The sequence below is a fragment of the Streptomyces sp. NBC_01142 genome (assembly GCF_026341125.1).
In the GTDB taxonomy this organism is placed as follows: domain Bacteria; phylum Actinomycetota; class Actinomycetes; order Streptomycetales; family Streptomycetaceae; genus Streptomyces.
In genome coordinates, this window is record NZ_JAPEOR010000002.1 from 320,043 (window position 1) to 342,230 (window position 22,188).

Below are 22,188 nucleotides of genomic sequence, written 5' to 3' on the forward strand. Positions count from 1 at the left end.
ACGTCACGGCCCCGATCCAGGCCCCGTCACGGCTGCAATCTAGGCTGGCCGGATGCACCCCATGGACCGCGTGACCGGTACCGTCGTCGGCTCGGCGGTGGGCGACGCCCTGGGAGCGCCCTTCGAGTTCCGCGAGCACGGCGTGTTCACCGCTCAATTCCCGGACGGCGTCGGCGAGATGTGCGGGGGCGGCGGCTGGGACCCCGGCGAGGCCACCGACGACACACAGATGGCGGTGCTCGTCGGGGAGTCGCTGCTGGAGCGGGGCGGCCTGGACCTGCCGGACATCTTCGGGCGCTTCCGGCGCTGGGCGGCCGGCGAGCCGAAGGACATCGGCCTCCAGACGGAGGACGTCCTCACCAACGGTCAGCCGTGGGACCTCGCCGCCGCGCTCCACTTCCAGGTGACCGGCCGTGCCGCGGGCAATGGCTCCCTGATGCGGGCAGCCACGTCGGCGGTCCACTTCGCTGGGGCGGGCCGCGAGGCCACGATGGCGGCCGCCCGCCGGATCGCAGCACTCACCCATGGCGACCGGGCGGCCTGGGAGGGCACGGCGGTCTTCCACGAACTGGTACGCGTGGCCCTGGAGGGCGGGGACCCGTGGGCCGCGGTGCCCTCCACGCTGGCGCATGTCGACGTGGACCACCGCGCCCGGTGGGCGACGGTCCTCGCGCCGGACTGGCATCCGGACGACGCGACGGAGTTCAACGGCGCGGTGTGGCCGTGCCTGGGATCGGCGCTGTGGGCGCTGCGTACGACAGCTTCGTTCGAGGAATCCCTCGCGGCAGCGGTCGACCTGGGCGGCGACACGGACACGGTGGCGGCGGTCACCGGGGCGCTGGCGGGTGCGGTGTACGGGATCGGGGCAATCCCTCCGAGGTGGCTGCAGTCACTGCACGTACCGCTGCCGGGTTACGGGGACAGGGTGCTGCGCCTTCCTGAACTGACACGCCTGGCCGAGGCGTTGGCGCCCTGACGGCTGCCCCGGCGGTCTTGCTCCCGCCCCGGCTCTCACCCTCCGGCGCTCACACTCCGGCGCTCACCCCCCACGATCCGCAGTGCCGCATCCGCCGTCGCCGCCGCGAACGCCTCCACCGCCCGCTCCGGGTCCGACCTGTGCACCAGGATCACGCCCTCGATCAGGCCGAACACCAGGTCCGTCCGGAGCACCAGCTCGCTCTCGTCCAGCACCCCGCCGGGGCCCGTGGCCGCCAGCAGCTGCCCGTACGCGTCCTTCAGCTCGGCCCGCACCCGGCGGAAACCCTCGAACCGTTCCCCCCGTACCTCGGGGAGCAGATACAGCGCGCCCAGATTGTGCGGCCCCCCGCACAGCAGCTCCACGTCCGAGCGGCACAGTTCCCACAGGCGCTCATCCGCCGGGCGCGCACCGTCCGCGAGCAGCTTCCGCGCGAGGGCCAGGGACGGGGTGACCGTCGACTCGAGGAGCTCGGCGAGCAGGTCCTCCTTGCCCCCGAAGTAGTGGTACATCGTCGCCTGGCGCATTCCCGCGCTCTCGGCGACCACGCGGGTCGTGGTCGCCGCATACCCGTACTCGGTGAACAACTCGGCCGCCGCGGCCAGGAGTTCGTCCCGCGCGGACAGCCCGCTGTCCGGCCGCTGCTCGGCGCGCGGCCGCCCGACCCGTTTTCCCGTGGTGGTGCCCATGCGGCCGATCGTCGCACACACCGCCCGCCACCCTCTCTTTTCGGCCAGGGCCGCTGCGGAACACCGACGGGTCTCGGCACCTGCGTGGACAGCTCTTCGCACCCGGCGGATGATGAAAAGAGAGGGATTATAGGGACGAAAGGTGTGATTCGCATGGCTGAACACCCGGACTGCACCCTGGTACGGCAGGGTTACGCAGCGTTCGGAGAGGGCGACATGGAGACTCTCGGCTCCATGATGACGGCGGACGTCGTCTATCACGTACCCGGAAGCAGCCCGATCTCCGGCCATCACAAGGGCCGCGACGCCGTTGTCCAAGTGCTCCAGCGGTTCGGCGAGGAGACCAACGGCACCATGCAGGTCCAGCTCGAAGCCGTGCTCGCCGACGGGCGTGGGCACGTCATGTCCTTCCAGACGACCCGTGCCGACCGGGGCGACCATGGCATCGAGATCCGTCAGGGACTGTTCTTCACGATCGTCGGCGGAAAGATCACCGACATCGACGGGTGCACCGAGGACATCGACGAGGAGGACAGGTTCTGGGCCTGACCCAGACGCCGAGGCCCCGTTCACCACCCGACGGATGAGGAACGGGGCCTTGCCACGCACCGCAGCTCGGCTCAGCGCGGCCCGGCTCAGCCCGCCGAGCCGCTCAGCCCACCGAGCTGTACGCCACCACACCCCGCAGCAACGCGTCGACCGCCTTGCGGGCGTTCTTCGCGACCGTACTGCCCTCCCGCGGCGCCGCCGCCGCGATCTGCCCGAGAACGTCGATCACCTGCTTGCTCCAGCGGACGAAGTCACCGGCAGGCATCTCCGCCTCGCGCAGCACCTCGTCCAGACCCTTGTCGGAGGCCCACTGATAGGCAGCCCAGGCGAAGCCGAGGTCGGGTTCGCGCTGTCCGACGCCCTCCGCCTGGTTGATCTTGAACTCTTCCTCCAGGGCATCGAGCCGGCCCCAGATGTGCACCATCTCGCCCAGCGCGGCCTTCGCCTTCCCCGCCGGGACCTTGGGCGCCACCGCGTCGTCCGACTGCCGCGCCTCGTACACCAACGCCGAGACACACGAGGCCAGTTCGGCCGGGCTGAGCCCCTCCCACACCCCGTCCCGCAGGCATTCGCTGGCCAGCAGATCCAGCTCGCCGTAGAGCCGCGCGAGCCGCTTGCCGTGTTCGGTGACCTCGTCGCCGCGCAGATAGTCCATCTCGGTCAGCAGCGCCACGATCCGGTCGAAGGTACGGGCGATGGTGTTCGTCCGGCCCTCGATACGCCGCTCCAGCTGCTGGGTGTCGCGCTCCAGCCGGTGGTAACGCTCCGCCCACCGCGCGTGGTCCTCACGCTCGTCGCAGCCGTGGCAGGGATGCGCGCGCAGCTCCGTCCGCAGCCGGGCGATCTCCCGGTCGTCGGCGGCCGCGGCCCGCTGCTTGCGGTGCCGCTCGGGCTCGATGTGCCCCGCCTTGGTCCGCAGCGCGGACGCCAGATCCCGCCGTGACTGCGGCGAGCGCGGATTGAAGGACTTCGGGATCCGCATCCGCTCCAGTGCCTCGACCGGCACCGGGAAGTCCATTGATGCCAGCCTCTTGACCTGCCGCTCGGCGGTCAGGACGAGCGGCCGCGGACCGTCGTGGTGCTCGAAGCCGCGGTGTCCGTTGGTGCGTCCCGCCGGGATCCCCGGGTCGAGCACCAGCGCAAGACCCGCGAACTTGCCCGTCGGGACATGGATGACATCGCCCGGCTTCAGCTTCTCCAGCGAGGAGGCCGCGGCTGCCCGCCGCTGTGCGACGCCCTGCTTGGCCAGTTCCGTCTCGCGGTCCTTGAGCTCGCGGCGCAGCCGCGCGTACTCCTCGAAGTCCCCCAAGTGGCAGGTCATGCCCTCGCGGTAGCCCTCGAGCCCCTCTTCGTTCTTCTGTACCTGACGGGAGATGCCGACGACCGACTTGTCCGCCTGGAACTGCGCGAAGGACGTCTCGAGCAGCTCGCGCGAGCGGTGCCGCCCGAACTGCTGCACCAGATTGACCGCCATGTTGTACGAGGGTCTGAAGCTGGAGCGCAGGGGGTACGTCCGCGTGCCGGCCAGGCCCGCGAGCGCGCTCGGGTCCATGGCTCGCTGCCACAGCACCACCGCATGGCCCTCGACGTCGATGCCACGCCGCCCGGCCCGGCCGGTGAGCTGGGTGTACTCACCGGGGGTGATGTCGGCGTGCTGCTCGCCGTTCCACTTGACGAGCTTCTCCAACACCACCGAGCGCGCAGGCATGTTGATGCCGAGCGCCAGCGTCTCGGTCGCGAACACCGCCTTCACCAGGCCGCGTACGAAGAGCTCCTCGACGACCTCCTTGAAGGTCGGCAGCATGCCGGCGTGGTGCGCGGCGATGCCCCGCTCAAGGCCTTCCAACCACTCGTAGTAGCCCAGGACATGAAGGTCCTCACCGGGGATGGCGGCGGTCCGCTCCTCGACGATCCGGCGCACTTTCAGGCGCGCCTCGTCGGCGTTGAGCCGCAGCCCGGCATGCATGCACTGCTGTACGGCGGCTTCGCAGCCCGCCCGGCTGAAGATGAAGGTGATCGCGGGCAGCAGACCTTCCGCGTCGAGCCGCTCGATGACCTCGGGGCGCCCGGGCGTCCAGATCCGGCTGCGTTGGCGCCGCTCCCGCTCGCGGTCCGCCTCGCGCACCATCTTGCCGCGCCGCCGGTCGCGGGGGTTGTACCCCCGCTGGTTCTCCATCCGCGCCAGGCGGACGAGATCGGGGTTGACCTCGCGCCTGCCCGCGCCGCGGCCGCCGTGGTCGGTCTCCTCCTCGAAGAGGTCGTACATCCGGCGGCCGGCCATGACGTGCTGCCACAGCGGCACCGGCCGGTGCTCGGAGACGATCACTTCGGTGTCGCCGCGGACGGTGTCCAGCCAGTCGCCGAACTCCTCGGCGTTCGACACGGTCGCCGACAGCGACACCAGAGTCACCGACTCCGGGAGGTGAATGATCACTTCCTCCCACACGGCGCCGCGGAAGCGGTCGGAGAGGTAGTGCACCTCGTCCATCACCACATAGCCGAGGCCGAGCAGCGACTGCGATCCCGCGTACAGCATGTTCCGCAGGACCTCGGTGGTCATGACGACCACCGGCGCATCGGAGTTGACGCTGTTGTCCCCGGTGAGCAGGCCGACCTTGTCCGCGCCGTAACGCCGGGCCAGGTCGGCGTACTTCTGGTTGGACAGCGCCTTGATGGGCGTGGTGTAGAAGCATTTGCGGCCCTGCTGAAGGGCCAGGTGGACTGCGAATTCGCCGACGATGGTCTTACCGGAGCCGGTGGGCGCAGCCACGAGCACGCCCTTGCCGGCTTCCAGGGCCTGACAGGCTTCGATCTGGAACGGGTCCAGATCGAATTCGTACAGCGCGCGGAAGGGGGCCAGCGCAGTGGCCTCCTCGGCGCTGCGGATACGGGCAGCGGCGTAGCGCTCAGCGGGTGAGAGGTCCTCGGTCATCTTGTTGATGAGCCTACCCGCCACCACTGACAGCGAGCCGATCTTTAATTGACCGGGGCAAGCACCGGGGCAAGCACCAGGGGCGAGCCGTCCGAGCACCCGTACGGCGCCCGGAACACACTCGGGCGGTCAGCGGCAGCGTCCGTGCCTCGGCCGCGTCCGGCGGCGGGACCGATCAGAAGGACGATCGCGCCGGTCAGCCGCCGCCGGACCCTGCAAGGTCAGGTGATGTCGTCGTAACCGTTGAGCCGGTTCGCCGGCGCACCGTCCGCGTCACCACTGGCCTGCTCGGGCAGTGCCCGGCTGGCGGGCACGGACTCGATCTCGCCGAGGGCCTCAGGAGAGAGGTCGATCTCGGAGGCCTCGTCGTCGTCGAGCTCGGCGTCCGGATTGTTCCGAGCGCGGCGCCTGTCGTTGAGGATCGAGAAGCCGACCGCCATGAAGTAGAGCAGGATGATCGGTCCGGCGAGCGCGATCATGCCCACGGGGTCGGTGGAGGGCGTGGCGATCGCACCGAAGACGAAGATCCCCATGACGACGCCCCGCCACCAGCCGGCCATCCGGCGCCCGGTGACCACACCGGCGGCATTCAGCATGATCAGCAGGAGCGGCAGTTCGAAGGAGAAGCCGAAGATCAGCACCATCCGGACGGCGAAGTCCAGAATCTTGTCGACCTCGAGGAAGTTCGCGGCTGTGTCCGGGGTGATGCTCAGCAGCACCTTCATGCTGACCGGCATGACCAGGAAGGCGAGGTAGGCGCCGGCCGCGAAGAGGGGAACGGCGGCGGCGGCGAAGTAGTACGTGTACTTCTTCTCGTTCCGGTGCAGACCCGGGGCGACGAACGCCCACAGCTGGTACAGCCAGACCGGGCAGGACGCGATGATGCCCGCCATCAGCACCACCTTCACCGTGGTGGTGAAGGGCGACAGCAGGTCGGTGTAGACGATGGTGGCGCACTTGCCGCCGGTCTCGAGCACTCCCTTTTCGCAGGCGGTGACCGGCGAGGCCAGGAGGTGCATCAGCTCCTGGCTGTAGAACGCGGCCACGACCGATGTGATCGTGATCGCCAGCATCGCCTTCGCAAGCCGGTTGCGCAGCTCACGCAGATGGTCCGCGAGCGGCATCCGCCCCTCGGGGTCCTTCTCCTTCTGATTCGAGCGGGCAGGCTTGAGCAACCCACGTCCTCATCTCGTGCGGCAGGCCGCTACCGGCGGCCTTGGGGTCAGCGCTGGGGGGTGGTGTCGGTGGGCTCGTTCACGGGGCGAGCGCTCGTCACATCGCCGGGCGACGCCTGGATCGTACGAGGGGCGGCCTGACCCTGGGCCGGGTCCTTCGGCGGGTCGGCCGGGGTGGCAGCCGGCTGGCCCTCCGTCTTCATCGCCTTGGCTTCGCTCTTCAGGATCCGGGCCGACTTGCCCAGCGAACGGGCCATCTCGGGAAGCTTCTTGGCTCCGAACAGCAAGACGACGACGAGCAGGATGAGAATGATCTCGGTGGGGCCGATCTGTCGGAACATAACTGGTGTCTACCTTCTCACCGAGGCGGCATGGGGCTGAGCTGCTGATCGCGGTGGACTGGTGTCCGAACCACGACCGGCTGCGATCGTAACTCTCACGGGTAAACGCAGGGCAATCCCCGTGCGTACTCCCGTTGCGGCCGGCGCCTCATTGCCTGTTGCCGCCATTCTCAGCGTACCGCCCGGATCAGCGGCACATCAGGGTGCACCCGGCTACCGCAAGGCTTCGCCGGTGCGGGCCAGAGCGGTCGCCGCCTTCTCCAGATCCTCCGCGGCACGGTTGATCCGCTCCGTTGTGCGGACCACCTGACGGCCCAGGCGCTGGGCCTCGATGAAGACCCGTATGCCGAGAATGCCGAGTACGGCGATCCCGAGAAATCCCAGGGCGATGGCGAGCATGGGCCAGAACATGCGCTGAGCCTAGACCGTTCTAGACGGTGGAGTGGAGGCGCAGCGTCCGCACGCCGCCGCCGGTGAGGAGTTCGATGATGCGCTCCCCCGCCGGCCTGCGGACGGCCGAGCCGCAGTCGGGGCAGGTGAAGGTGTAGAAGGTGGTGCGGTGGCTGGCACCGATCGCCAGCCGCAGCGCACCCGCCGAGAGCTCGAGGCGCGCCCGGCACTCGGGGCAGGCAGCCTTGAAGAGGAGCGGTCCCACGGGAGTCGTGATTCCAGACATCAGAGACATGTAGCGCGAATCTCCTTATTCCTGTCCGTCATAGGCCGCCAGCGCCTCTCGCGCCGCCAGCCGGGCGCTGTCCGCCAGGTCCTTGGGCGACACGATCCGCCCGTCCCCGCCGAGCCGCAGTGCGAGCCGGCGCAGCGAGGCCGGCGCAGGCGTACGCAAGGTGATGCGCAGGCCACCCTCCGCCAGCTCCTCCGCGCTGTCGTGCGGGTAGTACTCGGCGACCCAGCGGCCGCCGGGACCGACCTCGACCACGACCTCCGGATCGTCCGCCGACGGCTGCACCAGCCCCTCCGACAGATCGCGCAGCTCGATCTCGGGCGGTGCGGCCGGGGCGTCCAGCAGTCTGATCTCGGCCACCCGGTCGAGGCGGAAGGTTCTGCGCGCCTCGGAGAGGCGGCACCAGGCCTCCATGTACGTATGGCCGACGGCGAAGAGCCGGATCGGGTCGACCTCGCGCTCGGTGAGCTCGTCACGCGCGGGCGAGTAGTACCGCAGCCACAGCCGCCGGCGCTCCGAGATCGCCCGGTCCACATCGGCGAAGACGCCGCCCTCGGACTCGAAGGTGACCGAGAGTCGCGAGCTCGCGCCGGCCGCCTCGCCCGCCGCGGCCTCCAGCTTGGCGGTGGCCCGCAGCAGCGCCTCCCGGTCGCTCTCGCGCAGCCCGGGGAGTGTGGCGACGGCACGCGCGGCGACCAGCAGGGCGGTTGCCTCGTCGGCCGCGAGCCGCAGCGGCTCCGCGACATCGTCGGGGTTGTGCCACCAGATCCGGTCACCGTCGGTGTCGATGTCGAGCAGATCGCCGCCGCGGAAACTGGTTCCGCACATCGGCAGTACGTCGAGATCGGAGATCAGCTCGTCCTCGGTGATCCCGAAGGCCCGGGCGACATCCCCGACGCGCGCGCCGGGGCGCTCGCGCAGATAGGTCACCAGCGAGAGCATCCGCCTGGTCTGGTCAATGGCGTTGGCGGCCATGGATGTACGAGTCCCCCTCAGCCCTTGGCCACGGCGCGCAGCCGGTCCACCACATCGGCCCGCAGATCTGCGGGCTCCACTACGACCACGTCCGGGCCGAACTCCACGAGCCAGGCGTCCAGACCGTGTCCGTACGGAATCTCCAACTCGTCCCAGCCCTCCCCCAGTTCCCGTATCGACTGCGCTCTGGAGCGCAGCGGATAGCCGCAGCCCGAGCGCAGCCGGATCAGCGCGGACCGGGTCGCGGTCTCACCCGCCCAGCTCTCGACGGTCTCCCGGACGGTGACGACATCGGGCACGGGTGCGGTGAAGGAACCGGCGCGCGAGCGGACCTTGCCGGTGATACGGGAGAGCCGGAAGACACGCTCGGCGCCCCGGTCCCGGTCCCAGCCCGCCAGATACCAGTGGCCGCGCCAGCACTCGAGCGTCCATGGCTCGACATGGCGCTGCTCCGGGCGCGCGGCGTTCGCCTTGCGGTAGTCGAAGACGACGGGACGGCGGTCGCGGCAGGCGAGCATCAGCGGCTCGAAGGCGGCCTCGTGCACGGGAATACGGGGTTCGAGGGCGCTGTGGTGCGCTTCGTAGGAATCCTCGGCCTCGGGCATACCGGCCGCGCGCAGCTTCTGCAGGGCGCCGTTGGCGGCTCCGGCCAGCCGGGCCTGCTGCCAGACCTTGGCCGCCAGGCCCAGCGCCGCGGCCTCCTCGGCGTCGAGCGTGATCGCGGGCAGCCGGTTGGAGTCGCGGCGGGCGAGATATCCGATGTCCCCGTCGAGGTTTTCCACCGTCTCGATGACCAGGCCGAGTTCGCGCAGATCGTCCTTGTCGCGCTCGAACATCCGGTTGAAGGAGTCGTCGGAGCCGGCTTCCAGATAGGCCTCGATGGACCCGCGCAGCTCGCGCTTGCTGAGCGGGCGCCGCGTCCCCAGCAGGCACAGCGCCAGATTCATCAGCCGCTCGGCCTTGGCAATGGCCATCGACGCCCTTCCTCGCAGTACTTCCGACCTGTGACCGTACCGCTCCGGGGTGTCGGGGCAAAGCCGAGGGCCCACGCCCTGGGATCCCCCGGAGGGACTCCGGGGAGGCATGGGCCCTCTCGCCGACCGTATGCGATCAGACGGAGACCAGGTCGCAGACGAAGATCAGCGTCTCGCCCGGCGCGATGCGGCTACCGGCACCGCGGTCGCCGTACGCGAGGTGCGCGGGGATGATCAGCTGGCGACGGCCGCCGACCTTCATACCCTGCACGCCCTGGTCCCAGCCGGAGATGACCTGGCCGACACCGAGCCGGAACCTCAGCGGCGCACCACTGTTCCAGGAAGCGTCGAACTCCTCGCCGGTGGAGAAGGCCACGCCCACGTAGTGGACGGCGACGGTGTCGCCCGCCTTGGCGACCGGCCCGTCGCCCTCCCAGATGTCCTTGATCTCCAGCTCGGCCGGCGGCTCGCCGCCCGGGAAGTCGATCTCGGGCTTCTCGATGCTCACTGAACTGCTCCTCCACATGATGAACGGGACAACCTGGACAGTCTTACACCTTGGCCAGGACGTCCACGACGAAGACCAGCGTGGAGTTCTTGGGGATGCCCTGCGTTTCCTTGTCGCCGAAGCCCTGGTCCGGCGGAATGACGAGCAGCACACGGCTGCCGACCTTCTTGCCCACGAGGCCGTCCTTGAGACCCTTGAGCGTCACCTGCGCCAGGGGGAAGGTCTGGGTCTTGCCCGCCTGGTACGTGGAGTCGAACTTCTTGCCGCCCTTCCACAGATACGCCTCGTACCTCACGACCGCGCTGTCCGTGGCATTGAGCGCGTCGCCCTTGCTCTCCAGGATGTAGTTGGAGACGAGCTTGGTGGGCGGGTCGCTCTTGGGGAACGTGACGGACGGCGCCTTGCCGTCGGTGTTGGTGCCGACCTTGGGCAGGTCGATGTTGTCCTGGGCGACCTCGGTGCCCTTGGCGGAGACGGGGAGGGTGGTCGCCTTGAGGATGTCGACGACGAAGACCAGGGTGGAGTTGGCCGGAATCTGGTCACCCTTGGCCTGCGACCCGTAACCGAGGTCCGGCGGGATCGACATCTCGATGCGGCTGCCGACCTTCTGGCCCTCGAGGCCCTTCTCCCAGCCCGGGATGACATCGCCGGCGCCGAGGGTCAGATCGAGCGGCTGCTTGCGGTCGAAGCTGTTGTCGAACGGCTTGTCCGAAACCCAGGTCTGCCCCAGGTAGTTGACCTGGAGGGCGTCGCCCTTCTTGGTCTTCGCGCCGTCGCCCTCGCTGAGCACCTCGACCTTCAGCTCCTTGGGCGGATCACCTTCTCCCTTCGCCAGAGTCGGCTTCTCGCCGAACTTGGCGCCGGCGGTGATCGCGGGCAGTTCGCTCTTGGACGAGGTGGAGTCGGAGTCCTTGTCATCGCTGCCGCACGCTGCTGTCAACAGCAGCAGCGGGACGACGAGAAGGCCGGCAAGTCGGCGCACGTGTTCCTCAGATCTCAGACGGCACAGTAGGTTCTCGACACTCTAGGGCGTGCCAAGGGCCCCGCACGAGGAACGTACGGGGCCCGAGTGGCGTTCCACCGTCCTGCCACCGACTTGCCACAACGTCGCCACCGATGCGCCCACCGGCGGCCGGTCGCTACATCCCGGCGATCAGCTTCTCCACCCGGTCGTCGACCGACCGGAACGGGTCCTTGCACAGCACCGTGCGCTGCGCCTGGTCATTGAGCTTGAGGTGCACCCAGTCGACCGTGAAGTCCCGCCGCTGCTCCTGCGCCCGGCGGATGAAGTCGCCGCGCAGCCGCGCCCTGGTGGTCTGCGGGGGCACCGACTTGCCCTCGAAGATCTTCAGGTCGTTGCAGATACGTGCGGCCTGTCCGCGCTTCTCCAGGAGGTAGTACAGCCCGCGACGGCGGTGGATGTCGTGATACGCGAGGTCTATCTGAGCGACCCGCGGATGCGACATGGTCATGTTGTGCTTGGCCCGGTACCGCTCGATGAGCTTGTACTTCATCACCCAGTCGATCTCGGTACCGATCCGGTCGAGGTCCTCCGCGTCGATCGCGTCCAGGGTGCGGCCCCAGAGCTCGAGGACCTGCTCGACCGTGCCGGTGCGGATCCCGCGCCGCTCGACGAAGTCCACGGCCTTCTCGTAGTACTCGCGCTGCACCTCGAGAGCGGATGCCTCGCGTCCGCTGGCCAGGCGCACCTTGCGCTGCCCGGTGATGTCGTGGCTGACCTCGCGGATCGCCCGAATGGGGTTCTCCAGGGTCAGGTCGCGCATCACTGTGCCCGCCTCGATCATGCGCAGTACGAGGTCGGTCGCGCCGACCTTGAGCAGCATGGTCGTCTCGGACATGTTCGAGTCGCCCACGATGACATGGAGGCGGCGGTACCGCTCCGCGTCCGCGTGCGGTTCGTCCCGGGTGTTGATGATCGGGCGCGAGCGGGTGGTGGCGGAGCTGACGCCCTCCCAGATGTGTTCGGCGCGCTGGCTGACGCAGTAGACCGCGCCGCGCGGGGTCTGCAGCACCTTGCCCGCGCCGCACAGCAGCTGACGGGTGACCAGGAACGGAATGAGGATGTCCGCGAGCCGGGAGAACTCTCCGTGGCGGGCGACGAGATAGTTCTCGTGGCAGCCGTAGGAGTTTCCCGCCGAGTCGGTGTTGTTCTTGAAGAGATAGACGTCGCCCGCGATTCCCTCCTCGTGCAGGCGGCGTTCGGCGTCGACGAGCAGGCCTTCGAGAATGCGCTCGCCGGCCTTGTCGTGGGTGACCAGTTCGGTCACGTTGTCGCATTCGGGAGTTGCGTATTCCGGATGCGAACCCACGTCGAGGTAGAGGCGGGCGCCGTTCCGCAGGAAGACATTGCTGCTGCGGCCCCATGAGACAACACGGCGGAAGAGGTAGCGCGCCACTTCGTCAGGTGACAGTCGGCGCTGTCCCCTGAACGTGCACGTGACGCCGTACTCGTTCTCCAGCCCGAAAATGCGGCGGTCCATGTCTGAACATTACGCCTCACGGCCTGAGCTGAAACCGAGTTCGGCAGCACCGTTTCGATCATTTTCCGATGAGCCTGCGATGTCCTTGGTACGGCCGGGAACAGCGAGTACCCGCTGAGTGGCCGTCAGCACCAGAAGTGCGGCGATACCTCCGGCTCCCGCGACGGCGAAACTCCAGGCAGTCCCGCCGAGCTCGACGGCCGGTCCAGCCACGGCGGCACCGGCCGCCGCACCCACGCCGAAGGTGGTGACGAGCCAGGAGAACGCCTCGGTGACCGTGCCGATGGGGGCGTGCCGGTCGACGACGATGAAGGCGCAGGCGATCGCGGGCGCGAGGAAGATTCCGGCGACGGCGGACAGTGCGGTCATGGCGGCCACGCCGGGAGTGAGCGCGAGGGGCAGATAGCCGAGGGCGAGCAGCGCGACGATGATGCGCAAACGACGCTCGGGCGCCCCCGCCCACTGCCTCGCACCGTACACCGTGCCGCCGAGGAGGGCCCCCAGACCGATGGCGGCCATCAGCCAGCCGTAGACGGCCTCACGGCCGTGGTCGTCGGCGTACGCGACTCCGGCGACCGTGATCGAGCCGAGCGCGAGCCCGACGAAGAAGAACGCGCCGAGCAGCGCGAGCAGCCCGGGCGAGCGCAGCGCGCCCAGCCAGTGCGCCTCGCGGGGCGCACTGCGCCAGGCGCGGGACGGCTCGGACAGTACGACGGAGAGCGCGCCGAGCACGCCGAGGGCGTTGATGACCAGGAGCGCGGCGGTGGGCGACCAGAGCGAGACGAGCACGGTGACCAGCAGGGGGCCGACGGTGAACATGATCTCCTGGGCCACGGCGTCCATGGCGTAGGCCCGGTGCACCCGGTCCTCGCGGCCCAGGATGCTCGGCCACAGGGCCCGCAGTCCGCCTTCGAGGGGCGGGGTGAAGAGGCCGGCGACGGCCACGGCGGCGTACGAGGCGATCAGGGAGCCGGTGCCGGCGAGCGCGAAGAGGGCCATGCCGAGGGCGGAGACGACGGCCGCGGGGAACTGCACCCTGGGCTGTCCGTACAGGTCGACGGCGCGGCCGAGGAGGGGCTGGCCTATCGCGGTCGCCAGCCCGTACACCGCGGCGAGCGCGCCGGCGAGGGTGTAACTGCCGCCTTCGGCGCGGGTGAACAGGACGATGGCGATATGGGCCGTGCCGTTGGGCAGGCGGCCCACGAGCGTGCCGGTGAGCAGCCGGGCGGCGTGCGGCGCCTTGAGTATGTCGGCGTATCCGGTTGCTCCTGCGGCCATATTCCGCCCCTTTCCCCCGGGCGCGGCCGAGGTTTTACGTATAACGTCGTTGGTCATACGTACCATGTCCGCAGTCCGCGGGTCTACCGGGACGAGCGGACGAACGGACGAGGACGGCATTCATGGCACACGGGTCCCCCCAGGACAGACCCGCCGAGCCGGGGCCGTACCCGCCCCGCAGGCCTGATGCCGCCGGGGCCGTGCACCTCAGGGGCGGGGGTGACGCCTCGCCCCTCGGCGCGGCCGCCGAGGGGCGAGGTCCGACACCGTCGGCAGCAGGGCCCGGAGACGGCCGCGAGCCCGGACAAGAGCAGGGGCAGGGGCAGGGGCAAGGACAGGGGCAAGGGGCCGCAGGGGCCCGGCCCACCAGCCGGGATGTGGCCCGCGTCGCCGGGGTCTCGCAGGCCACCGTCTCGCTCGTGGTCGGGGACAAGTGGCGCGGCCGCGTCTCCGAGCGCACCGCCCAGCTCGTCCGGGACGCGGCACGCGAGCTCGGGTACCGGCCCAATCTCGCCGCCCGCAATCTGCGGCTCGGGCGGACCAGGACCGCGCTGCTCGTCGTACCCGCCCTCACGAACGAGTTCTTCGCCCGGGTCTACGCCGGCGCCGCCGCCGGCGCCGCCGAGCACGGCTTCGGTGTGGTCCTCTACCCCTCCCCCCAGGGCATCGGGCCTGCCAAGGACCCCTTTGCCTCGGCGCGGGCCGCGCTCGACGGAGTGATCGCCTCCTCCATGGCCGCCGAGGCGCTGGCCGCGATCCGCGGGACGGACCTCCCGCTGGTGATGCTGGACAGCGATCCGGCCGACCCGGGGGCCGCCGCCCATGTGAATCTCGATATCGCCGACGGGGTACGGCAGATGACGGACCATCTGCTGACGCTCGGCCACCGCCGCTTCGTACATCTCGCCTCGGCCGTGGCGTCCTGGACCTTCGATGTACGGGCCCGGGCCCTGGCCGACGCGCTGCGCACCGTCCCCGACGCCGTCGTACGGACCGTCCGCGCGCCCCTGGACGTGGGCAGCGCGCGCGAGGCGGCGGAGCGGGCCCTCAGCGGCCCCGGGCCCCGGCCCACGGCCATCGTCTGCGACGACGACATCCAGGCCGCCGGCGCCTGCAAGGCGGTGCGGCGGCTGGGCCTGCGGGTGCCCGAGGACGTGTCGGTCACCGGCTTCGACGACCTCGCACTCGCCACGGCCGTGGAGCCCGAGCTCACCACGGTGAGCCTGCCCGCGGAACGGGTCGGCGAGCGCGGTATGTCCGCGCTGCTCGCGGTCCTCGAGGGGCGCCCGCCCCAGGAGGGCGACCTCCCGGTGACTCTGGTCGTCCGGGACTCGTCGGCCCGCGCCCCCTCCGCTTGAGCCCGCGGGACCCTCCGTGGAACGATCGCGATCATGATGAGTACGGCGGACGCCCCGATCGACGCCCATCTGATCGGGACGGTCCCCGCAGCGGGATCCCTCGCCCCACTCCCCGGCGCACGGCTCTCCGCCAGAACGGACGAGGGGCTGGAGATCCACGACCGGGATGCGTTCCTCTCCGGCACGCGGTCTCCCACGCAGTCGCTGCCCCTCCCGCCGCACGCCAAGGCGACGCCGCTGCCCGACGGCGGCCTCGTCGTCGCCGAGGGGACGGGGATCCGCGCCCTGGACCCCGACGGCACCACCCGCTGGAAGGTGTCCCACGCCCCCTGGCACGGCGGACGGTGGGACCCCAGGCCGCCCGGTGCCCCGGCGGTGAGCCCGGACGGAGGGCTGGTCAGCGTCGTCGTGCCGACGCTCGCCACCGAAGACACCCCGGCGGTGCTGGTCCACGACGATCCGCCGAAGCACGGATATGCCCGGGACACCCTGCTCCTCCTGGACGCCGCGTCCGGCACGGTCCTGGCACGGCGGCCGATCGGCGCCGTCGCCTCCGACATCACACAGCGGTGGCATCCGGACAGTTCGATGCTCGCTCTCTCCTGCTGGACGGCCTGGTACAGCTGGTCGACGTGGTGGATCGAGCCGCGCCATGACGGATTACACATCCGCGGCGGCACAATGATGCGCGAGGTGATCGACTTCCTGCCGGGTACCTCGCGAGCGCTGACCCTGCGACGTGCCGAGGGAATTGCGTTCAACGACGACCGCGACGAACTCGCGTCACACGACGTGACCACCGACGAGCAGGTCGGGCTCTTCGATCTCGCCGAGGTGGCCCTCGACCCCGACAACGACGAGTTCACCGGCGCCTTCCTCCTCGACGCCGCGCATCTCGTGGTCACCGGCCAGGTCTACTTCCCCGGGCGGCCGGCGGCGGTCCGTCACTGGCTGTGGGACGCGGTGACCCTGCACCCGCTGGGCCGGCTGCGCTACCCGGTGCCCGTCGGTGGCGACGTGACCCCGCTCGGCGACGGCACCTGGCTCACCCGGGACGGCGGGCGCCTGCACCACTGGGCGCTCCCCTGACCGCTCCGGCCCCGTACACGGCTGCGCCCCGGACCACGCGGGGGCGGATCCGGGGCGCAGCCGTACGAGTCGTGGGGACTACTCCCCGCCGTCCTCGGTCTCCTCGTCCGACGGCGCGTCCGTCGGGGTCGATGCAGCGCCGTCGGCCTCGAGCAGCCGGGACAGCTGCCGTCCGACGATGCGCTTGAACTTCCGCTGCTGGGGGCGCGTACGGTCCAGGACCGCGACCTCCAGCCGCTCTGCGGGGATCTCCCGATCGCTGCCGTTGGTCTGGTTGGACAGGGCCTGTACGGCCAGCTTCAGCGCCTCGGCCAGGGACATCCCGTCGCGGTGCCGCTGGTCGAGGAAGGTACTGATCTGCTCCGCGCTGCCGCCGACCGCGACCGAGCCGTGCTCGTCCACGATCGATCCGTCGTGCGGCAGCCGGTAGATCTGGTCGCCGTCCGGGGTGGCACCGACCTCGGCGACGACCAGCTCCACCTCGTACGGCTTCTCGGCCGCACTGGAGAAGATCGTGCCCAGCGTCTGGGCATAGACGTTGGCGAGGCCACGGGCCGTCACATCATCGCGGTCGTAGGTGTATCCGCGCAGATCGGCGTAGCGCACGCCGCCGATGCGCAGGTTCTCGTACTCGTTGTACTTACCGGCTGCGGCGAAGCCGATGCGGTCGTAGATCTCGCTGAACTTGTGCAGCGCACGGGACGGGTTCTCACCGACGAAGACGATGCCGTCGGTGTACTGCATCACAACGAGGCTGCGACCACGGGCGATTCCTTTGCGGGCGTATTCCGCCCGGTCCGCCATGGCCTGCTGGGGTGAGACATAGAACGGCGTCGACACCGGCTATCCGTCCCTTTCTGTCAGTGGCGAGTACATCAGAGCAGCGCGGCGCGCGGGCCGTCGGGCTGTTCGAGGCGCCGCTCCAGGATCGCGCGGGCGATCTCGGAGGACTCGGCCTCGGTGAGCCTGCGGAAGCCGTCCTCGGAGATGACGGTGACGATCGGATAGATCCGCCGGGCCACATCGGGCCCGCCGGTCGCCGAGTCGTCGTCGGCCGCGTCGTACAGCGCCTGGATGACCAGGGTGGTGGCCTGCTGCTCCGTCAGGTCCTCGCGGTAGAGCTTCTTCATCGCGCCACGGGCGAAGATCGAGCCGGAGCCGGTGGCCGCGTATCCGTGCTCCTCGGAGCGGCCGCCCGTCACGTCGTACGAGAAAATGCGGCCCTTCTCGCGATCGACGTCGTAGCCGGCGAAGAGCGGAACCACGGCCAGGCCCTGCATGGCCATGCCGAGGTTGCTGCGGATCATGGTGGAAAGCCGGTTCGCCTTGCCCTCCAAGGAGAGTTGGGCGCCTTCGACCTTCTCGAAGTGCTCCAGCTCGAGCTGGAAGAGCTTGACCATCTCCACGGCGAGGCCGGCGGTGCCGGCGATACCCACGGCCGAGTACTCGTCGGCCGGGAAGACCTTCTCGATGTCGCGCTGCGCGATCATGTTGCCCATGGTCGCCCGCCGGTCACCGGCAAGCACCACGCCGCCGGGGAAGGTCGTCGCGACGATGGTGGTGCCGTGCGGCGCCTCGATGACTCCCTGGACGGGCGGCAGGACGCGCTTGCCGGGCAGCATCTCCGGGGAGTGCTGGCCCAGGAAGTCCATGAATGACGAGGAGCCCGGCGTCAGGAAGGCAGCTGGTAGACGCCCGGTGCTACGAGTGTTGGCTTCCACGCGTTTCCTTCCAGGTATGCGATTGCCCGGCGCAAGGTGTCGGGATCGTTCCCCAACTTGCCAATGGCCGAATTGCAGTTGAAGCACAGTACGCCACGGACCCTACCCGTCTCATGGCAGTGATCCACGTGTACTGCTGGAGCAGCCTGACAGATCGAGCAGATGCCCCTCTGCGACAGGAATCTGGTCCCGCTCGGCCTCGGTGATGCCGTACTGACGCTTGAAGCCACCCGCACGCCCCCCGGCGGCCCTGCACGCCTTGCAGCGCGTCGACAGGCCGTCGGAGGCGGTCGCGTTGGGATGCCACTGACCGTGCGGCTTGATCTCACCGCAAGCGCGGAACAACGTGCGCCCTGGTGGAACATCCGCCTTCTGATGCACGGCGTTCCCGACCGCCTCCCGGCGGCGTCGGTAGTACGCGGCGCCATATTCCGCCGCGCAATCCCGACACCGCACCTGGAGCCCATCTCGCCGATTCTGGTCCGCAGCGAAAGAAGTGAGCGATAGCGCCCGATGGCAGCCGGTACACCGTCGCTTCACGTCGGCAGGTTCGGACATGTCCGCTATTGTCCGCCTTTTTGGACAAATGAGCGAACGAAGTCCTCGGCATTCTCCTCGAGCACGTCGTCGATCTCGTCCAGTACGGAGTCGACGTCGTCCGACAGCTTCTCCTGGCGCTCCTTGAGGTCCTCCGAAGCCTGCGCTTCCTGCGTCTGCTCCTCGGTCTCCTCAGTGGAACGCGTGGCCTTCTGCTGTCCGCCGCCGGTGTCCTTGGTCGCCATAATCCCTCACCCCGCTCGGTTTGCCCTGACGTGAGTTCGTTCGGTCAAGATCAGACCCTACAAGCGGGGTCCGACATCGGCCCCGCACTTCGCACAACGTCCGGGGCCCACCTCCATGATTCCCGGACGGGACCCCTTTCAGCCCCCGGAGAGCACCCGGACCAGGTCTTCCGCGGTGCGGCACCGGTCCAGCAGCTCCTTGACGTGGTTCCGGGTGCCGCGCAGCGGCTCCAGGGTCGGTACCCGTTGCAGGGAGTCACGACCCGGCAGATCGAAGATGACCGAGTCCCAGGAGGCCGCGGCCACGTCGTCCGCGTACTGCTCCAGACAACGACCACGGAAGTACGCACGGGTGTCCTCCGGCGGCTTCGTCTCGGCCCGCTCCACGGCCGGCTCGTCCAGCAGCCGTTTCATCTTCCCGCGGGCCGCCAGCCGGTTGTACAGGCCCTTCTCGGGGCGCACGTCGGCGTACTGGAGGTCCACCAGGTGCAGCCGCGGTGCGTCCCAGTCCAGGTTGTCCCGCCGGCGGTAGCCCTCCATCAGCTCCTTCTTGGCGATCCAGTCCAGCTCCCCGGACAGGCTCATCGGATCGTTCTCGAGCCGGTTGAGGGTGTCCTCCCAGCGGATCAGGACATCCTTGGTCTGGTCGTCGGCGTCCACGCCGAAGCGCTCCTCGACGTACTTCCGGGCCAGCTCGAAGTACTCCATCTGCAGTTGGACCGCGGTGAGTGTCCGGCCGCTACGGAGTGTGACCAGGTGCTTGAGGCTGGGGTCGTGCGAGACCTGGTGCAGGGTGCGTACCGGCTGGTCGACCGCCAGGTCCACCGCGATGAACCCGTCCTCGATCATCGACAGGACCAGGGCCGTCGTGCCCAGCTTCAGATACGTCGAGATCTCCGACAGATTCGCGTCGCCGATGATCACGTGGAGCCTGCGGTACTTCTCGGCGTCGGAGTGCGGCTCGTCGCGGGTGTTGATGATGGGCCGCTTCAGCGTGGTCTCGAGCCCGACCTCGACCTCGAAATAGTCGGCGCGCTGGCTGATCTGGAAACCGTGCTCATGGCCGTCCTGGCCGATTCCGACCCGTCCCGCGCCGGTGAAGACCTGCCGGGAGACGAAGAAGGGCGTCAGATGGCGCACGATGTCCGAGAAGGCGGTCTCCCGCTTCATCAGATAGTTCTCGTGCGTCCCGTAGGAGGCGCCCTTGTTGTCGGTGTTGTTCTTGTAGAGGTGGATCGGCTGGGCCCCGGGGAGCTGGGCCGCGCGCTCGGCGGCCTCCGCCATGATGCGTTCGCCGGCCTTGTCCCACAGGACGGCGTCGCGGGGGTTGGTGACCTCGGGTGAGCTGTACTCGGGGTGGGCGTGGTCGACGTAGAGCCGCGCGCCGTTGGTGAGGATGACATTGGCCAGGCCGATGTCCTCGTCGGTGAGCTGGCTGGAGTCGGCGGCCTCGCGGGCGAGGTCGAAGCCGCGGGCGTCCCGCAGCGGATTCTCCTCCTCGAAGTCCCAGCGGGCGCGCCGCGCCCTGTGCATCGCCGCCGCGTAGGCGTTGACGATCTGGGACGAGGTGAGCATGGCATTGGCGTTCGGGTGGCCAGGGACGGAGATGCCGTACTCCGTCTCGATGCCCATTACTCGCCGTACGGTCATGCGGCCCTCCTTGCCCGGCGGCGCTCCCCTCCGGGAACGGCGCTCAAGTACCGCTGTCTCTCCGGTGCGTGTGCGGTGCCCGTCCCCGCACTGCGCGACTCGGCGGTACCGAAGAGCCTAGAACGCCTCTGCGCTGGTGGGGAGATCAATTTCGTCATTGCTCCGGTGTGTGGCCGGACCTTGTCAGGAAAGCAACCGGCTGCGGATGCCCGGCCGGGCATCCGCAGCCGGTCTGCGTTCTACAGGTATTGACCTGTGTTGGCCACCGTGTCGATGGAACGTCCGGTGTCCGCGCCCTGCTTTCCGGTCACAAGGGTACGGATGAACACAATCCGCTCGCCCTTCTTACCGGAGATCCTGGCCCAGTCGTCCGGGTTGGTGGTGTTCGGCAGGTCCTCGTTCTCCTTGAACTCGTCCACGCATGCCTGGAGGAGATGGGCGACCCGAAGGCCCTTCTGATTCTGGTCGAGGAAGGCTTTGATGGCCATCTTCTTGGCCCGGTCGACGATGTTCTGGATCATCGCGCCGGAGTTGAAGTCCTTGAAGTACAGGACTTCCTTGTCGCCGTTCGCGTACGTGACCTCGAGGAAGCGGTTCTCCTCCGATTCCGCGTACATCTGCTCGACGACGGACTGGATCATCGCGTGCGCGGCGGCATCCTTCGAGCCGCTGTGCTCGGACAGGTCGTCGGCGTGCAGGGGCAGCGAAGCCGTCAGGTACTTGGCGAAGATGTCCTTCGCGGCCTCCGCGTCCGGACGCTCGATCTTGATCTTGACGTCGAGCCGGCCGGGCCGCAGGATCGCGGGGTCGATCATGTCCTCGCGGTTGGAGGCGCCGATGACGATGACGTTCTCCAGGCCCTCCACACCGTCGATCTCGGCGAGCAGCTGCGGGACGATGGTGTTCTCCACGTCCGAGCTGACACCGGAACCACGGGTGCGGAAGAGGGATTCCATCTCGTCGAAGAAGACGATCACGGGGGTACCCTCGCTCGCCTTCTCCCGGGCACGCTGGAAGACGAGACGGATGTGCCGCTCGGTCTCTCCGACGTACTTGTTGAGGAGCTCGGGGCCCTTGATGTTGAGGAAGTAGCTCTTCCCCGCGGGCTGTCCGGTCACCTCGGCGACCTTCTTGGCAAGGGAGTTGGCAACCGCCTTCGCGATCAGCGTCTTGCCGCATCCGGGCGGACCGTAGAGCAGGATGCCCTTCGGCGGCCGCAGTTCGTGCTCCTTGAAGAGGTCCGGATGGAGGTAGGGGAGCTCGACTGCGTCGCGGATCATCTCGATCTGGCCGCCCAGACCGCCGATCTTGTCGTAGTCGACGTCCGGGACCTCTTCGAGGACGAGCTCTTCGACCTCGCTCTTGGGAACCACTTCGTAGACGTAGCCGGAGCGGGGCTCGAGCAGCAGGGCGTCGCCGGGGCGGATGGTGATGTCCAGCAGCGGCTCCGCGAGCCGCACCACCCGTTCCTCGTCGGTGTGCCCGACCACCAGGGCGCGCTCGCCATCCTCGAGGATCTCCTTGAGGGTGACGATGTCCCCGGCGCGCTCGTACTCCATGGCCTCGACCACGTTGAGCGCCTCGTTGAGCATGACTTCCTGGCCGCGCCGGAGCTCGTCGAGCTCGACGCTGGGGCTGACATTCACCCGGAGCTTGCGGCCCCCGGTGAAGATGTCACATGTGCCGTCCTCGTTGGCCTGCAGGAAGACACCGAAGCCGGCCGGCGGCTGTGCAAGCCGGTCGACCTCCTCCTTGAGGGCCACGATCTGGTCGCGGGCCTCGCGGAGCGTACTGGCGAGCCGCTCGTTCTGTGCGGACACGCCGGCCAGATTTGTCTGCAGCTCGACGATCCGCTCTTCGAGAATCCTCGTATGGCGCGGAGAGTCGGCGAGCTTGCGGCGCAGGACGGCGATTTCCTGCTCGAGATAGGCAACCTGGCCGGCTGGGTCTTCAGACCCCCGCCCCGGCCGGATGCCGCGGTTGATGTCGTCGTCGTGGGCTGCCACGG

At 69.1% G+C, this 22,188-nt stretch carries 23 protein-coding genes; 4 read left to right on the forward strand and 19 right to left on the reverse strand.

Features of this window, described 5'->3' with window-relative positions; all coding sequences use genetic code 11:
* Positions 1-52: 52 nt before the first annotated feature.
* Positions 53-976, forward strand: a complete 924-nt coding sequence (locus OG883_RS18830) for an ADP-ribosylglycohydrolase family protein (protein WP_266542409.1) — start codon at positions 53-55, stop codon at positions 974-976.
* Positions 977-1,011: 35 nt separating this feature from the next.
* On the opposite strand, the gene OG883_RS18835 is transcribed toward OG883_RS18830, so the two are convergent.
* On the reverse strand, positions 1,012-1,665 hold the full coding sequence (locus OG883_RS18835) for a TetR/AcrR family transcriptional regulator (RefSeq protein ID WP_266542411.1): 654 nt from the start codon (positions 1,663-1,665) through the stop codon (positions 1,012-1,014).
* 153 nt (positions 1,666-1,818) lie between these two features.
* Between OG883_RS18835 and OG883_RS18840 the strand changes: the two genes are divergently transcribed.
* Positions 1,819-2,214 carry a nuclear transport factor 2 family protein gene (locus OG883_RS18840; RefSeq protein WP_266542412.1) on the forward strand — a complete coding sequence of 132 codons (396 nt, stop codon included), beginning with the start codon at positions 1,819-1,821 and terminating at the stop codon, positions 2,212-2,214.
* A 103-nt stretch (positions 2,215-2,317) separates the two neighbouring features.
* Here the strand turns inward: OG883_RS18840 and OG883_RS18845 are convergent, their stop codons facing one another.
* The 11 genes from OG883_RS18845 to OG883_RS18895 all read right to left on the reverse strand — a co-directional run bounded on the left by OG883_RS18845 (position 2,318) and on the right by OG883_RS18895 (position 13,580).
* Entirely contained in the window at positions 2,318-5,146 is a 2,829-nt protein-coding gene (locus OG883_RS18845) for an RNA helicase (protein WP_266542414.1), read from the reverse strand.
* Between the two features lie 221 nt (positions 5,147-5,367).
* Positions 5,368-6,270 carry a twin-arginine translocase subunit TatC gene (gene tatC, locus OG883_RS18850; RefSeq protein WP_266549188.1) on the reverse strand — a complete coding sequence of 301 codons (903 nt, stop codon included), beginning with the start codon at positions 6,268-6,270 and terminating at the stop codon, positions 5,368-5,370.
* Positions 6,271-6,368: 98 nt separating this feature from the next.
* On the reverse strand, positions 6,369-6,662 hold the full coding sequence (tatA, locus tag OG883_RS18855; protein ID WP_266542416.1) for a Sec-independent protein translocase subunit TatA: 294 nt from the start codon (positions 6,660-6,662) through the stop codon (positions 6,369-6,371).
* Positions 6,663-6,875: 213 nt separating this feature from the next.
* On the reverse strand, positions 6,876-7,073 hold the full coding sequence (locus OG883_RS18860) for a hypothetical protein (RefSeq protein ID WP_266542418.1): 198 nt from the start codon (positions 7,071-7,073) through the stop codon (positions 6,876-6,878).
* Positions 7,074-7,092: 19 nt separating this feature from the next.
* Positions 7,093-7,347: a hypothetical protein gene (locus tag OG883_RS18865; RefSeq protein WP_266542420.1), complete on the reverse strand. Its 255-nt coding sequence runs from the start codon at positions 7,345-7,347 to the stop codon at positions 7,093-7,095.
* A 15-nt stretch (positions 7,348-7,362) separates the two neighbouring features.
* Positions 7,363-8,319: a YafY family protein gene (locus tag OG883_RS18870; protein ID WP_266542421.1), complete on the reverse strand. Its 957-nt coding sequence runs from the start codon at positions 8,317-8,319 to the stop codon at positions 7,363-7,365.
* A gap of 17 nt (positions 8,320-8,336) precedes the next feature.
* Positions 8,337-9,293, reverse strand: a complete 957-nt coding sequence (locus OG883_RS18875; RefSeq protein ID WP_266542423.1) for a YafY family protein — start codon at positions 9,291-9,293, stop codon at positions 8,337-8,339.
* A 136-nt stretch (positions 9,294-9,429) separates the two neighbouring features.
* Positions 9,430-9,801, reverse strand: coding sequence for an FKBP-type peptidyl-prolyl cis-trans isomerase (locus OG883_RS18880; protein WP_266542424.1), 372 nt, complete (start codon positions 9,799-9,801; stop codon positions 9,430-9,432).
* A gap of 43 nt (positions 9,802-9,844) precedes the next feature.
* Complete coding sequence (locus tag OG883_RS18885) at positions 9,845-10,783, reverse strand: FKBP-type peptidyl-prolyl cis-trans isomerase (protein WP_266542425.1); 939 nt, start codon at positions 10,781-10,783, stop codon at positions 9,845-9,847.
* A gap of 157 nt (positions 10,784-10,940) precedes the next feature.
* A complete protein-coding gene (pafA, locus tag OG883_RS18890; RefSeq protein WP_175257782.1) occupies positions 10,941-12,302 on the reverse strand; it encodes a Pup--protein ligase in 1,362 nt (453 codons plus the stop codon).
* A 9-nt stretch (positions 12,303-12,311) separates the two neighbouring features.
* Positions 12,312-13,580, reverse strand: coding sequence for an MFS transporter (locus OG883_RS18895; protein ID WP_266542429.1), 1,269 nt, complete (start codon positions 13,578-13,580; stop codon positions 12,312-12,314).
* Positions 13,581-13,957: 377 nt separating this feature from the next.
* On the opposite strand from OG883_RS18895, the gene OG883_RS18900 reads away from it, so the two are divergent.
* Entirely contained in the window at positions 13,958-14,938 is a 981-nt protein-coding gene (locus tag OG883_RS18900; RefSeq protein WP_266542431.1) for a LacI family DNA-binding transcriptional regulator, read from the forward strand.
* A gap of 33 nt (positions 14,939-14,971) precedes the next feature.
* Positions 14,972-16,027 (forward strand): hypothetical protein, encoded by a 1,056-nt coding sequence (locus OG883_RS18905; protein ID WP_266542432.1) that lies wholly within the window; start codon positions 14,972-14,974, stop codon positions 16,025-16,027.
* A 78-nt stretch (positions 16,028-16,105) separates the two neighbouring features.
* Here the strand turns inward: OG883_RS18905 and prcA are convergent, their stop codons facing one another.
* The 7 genes from prcA to arc all read right to left on the reverse strand — a co-directional run bounded on the left by prcA (position 16,106) and on the right by arc (position 22,186).
* Positions 16,106-16,867 carry a proteasome subunit alpha gene (prcA, locus tag OG883_RS18910; RefSeq protein WP_266542434.1) on the reverse strand — a complete coding sequence of 254 codons (762 nt, stop codon included), beginning with the start codon at positions 16,865-16,867 and terminating at the stop codon, positions 16,106-16,108.
* Positions 16,868-16,902: 35 nt separating this feature from the next.
* Positions 16,903-17,748, reverse strand: a complete 846-nt coding sequence (prcB, locus tag OG883_RS18915; protein ID WP_266542436.1) for a proteasome subunit beta — start codon at positions 17,746-17,748, stop codon at positions 16,903-16,905.
* Positions 17,700-17,978, reverse strand: a complete 279-nt coding sequence (locus OG883_RS46815; protein ID WP_323180934.1) for an endonuclease VII domain-containing protein — start codon at positions 17,976-17,978, stop codon at positions 17,700-17,702. The genes prcB and OG883_RS46815 overlap by 49 nt, the downstream gene beginning before the upstream one ends.
* The gene (locus tag OG883_RS18920; RefSeq protein ID WP_323181029.1) at positions 17,860-18,306 is read right to left on the reverse strand and encodes a hypothetical protein; all 447 of its coding nucleotides are present in this window, start codon (positions 18,304-18,306) and stop codon (positions 17,860-17,862) included. Before OG883_RS18920 ends, OG883_RS46815 begins: the two co-directional genes overlap by 119 nt.
* Positions 18,307-18,311: 5 nt before the next feature.
* A complete protein-coding gene (locus OG883_RS18925) occupies positions 18,312-18,530 on the reverse strand; it encodes a ubiquitin-like protein Pup (RefSeq protein WP_266542438.1) in 219 nt (72 codons plus the stop codon).
* Positions 18,531-18,668: 138 nt separating this feature from the next.
* Complete coding sequence (dop, locus tag OG883_RS18930; RefSeq protein WP_353963138.1) at positions 18,669-20,180, reverse strand: depupylase/deamidase Dop; 1,512 nt, start codon at positions 20,178-20,180, stop codon at positions 18,669-18,671.
* Positions 20,181-20,419: 239 nt separating this feature from the next.
* The gene (gene arc / locus OG883_RS18935) at positions 20,420-22,186 is read right to left on the reverse strand and encodes a proteasome ATPase (RefSeq protein ID WP_266542440.1); all 1,767 of its coding nucleotides are present in this window, start codon (positions 22,184-22,186) and stop codon (positions 20,420-20,422) included.
* Positions 22,187-22,188: the final 2 nt, after the last annotated feature.

Coding starts and splice junctions, on each gene's coding strand:
- OG883_RS18905 (WP_266542432.1), top strand. CDS start 14,972: ATGATGAGTACGGCGGACGCCCCGATCGACGCCCATCTGATCGGGACG.
- OG883_RS18860 (WP_266542418.1), bottom strand. CDS start 7,073: ATGTTCTGGCCCATGCTCGCCATCGCCCTGGGATTTCTCGGGATCGCC.
- dop (WP_353963138.1), bottom strand. CDS start 20,180: ATGACCGTACGGCGAGTAATGGGCATCGAGACGGAGTACGGCATCTCC.
- OG883_RS18835 (WP_266542411.1), bottom strand. CDS start 1,665: ATGGGCACCACCACGGGAAAACGGGTCGGGCGGCCGCGCGCCGAGCAG.
- OG883_RS18895 (WP_266542429.1), bottom strand. CDS start 13,580: ATGGCCGCAGGAGCAACCGGATACGCCGACATACTCAAGGCGCCGCAC.
- tatA (WP_266542416.1), bottom strand. CDS start 6,662: ATGTTCCGACAGATCGGCCCCACCGAGATCATTCTCATCCTGCTCGTC.
- OG883_RS18830 (WP_266542409.1), top strand. CDS start 53: ATGCACCCCATGGACCGCGTGACCGGTACCGTCGTCGGCTCGGCGGTG.
- tatC (WP_266549188.1), bottom strand. CDS start 6,270: ATGCCGCTCGCGGACCATCTGCGTGAGCTGCGCAACCGGCTTGCGAAG.
- OG883_RS18845 (WP_266542414.1), bottom strand. CDS start 5,146: ATGACCGAGGACCTCTCACCCGCTGAGCGCTACGCCGCTGCCCGTATC.
- OG883_RS18875 (WP_266542423.1), bottom strand. CDS start 9,293: ATGGCCATTGCCAAGGCCGAGCGGCTGATGAATCTGGCGCTGTGCCTG.
- pafA (WP_175257782.1), bottom strand. CDS start 12,302: ATGGACCGCCGCATTTTCGGGCTGGAGAACGAGTACGGCGTCACGTGC.
- OG883_RS18840 (WP_266542412.1), top strand. CDS start 1,819: ATGGCTGAACACCCGGACTGCACCCTGGTACGGCAGGGTTACGCAGCG.
- OG883_RS18920 (WP_323181029.1), bottom strand. CDS start 18,306: ATGTCCGAACCTGCCGACGTGAAGCGACGGTGTACCGGCTGCCATCGG.
- OG883_RS18865 (WP_266542420.1), bottom strand. CDS start 7,347: ATGTCTCTGATGTCTGGAATCACGACTCCCGTGGGACCGCTCCTCTTC.
- OG883_RS18870 (WP_266542421.1), bottom strand. CDS start 8,319: ATGGCCGCCAACGCCATTGACCAGACCAGGCGGATGCTCTCGCTGGTG.
- OG883_RS18925 (WP_266542438.1), bottom strand. CDS start 18,530: ATGGCGACCAAGGACACCGGCGGCGGACAGCAGAAGGCCACGCGTTCC.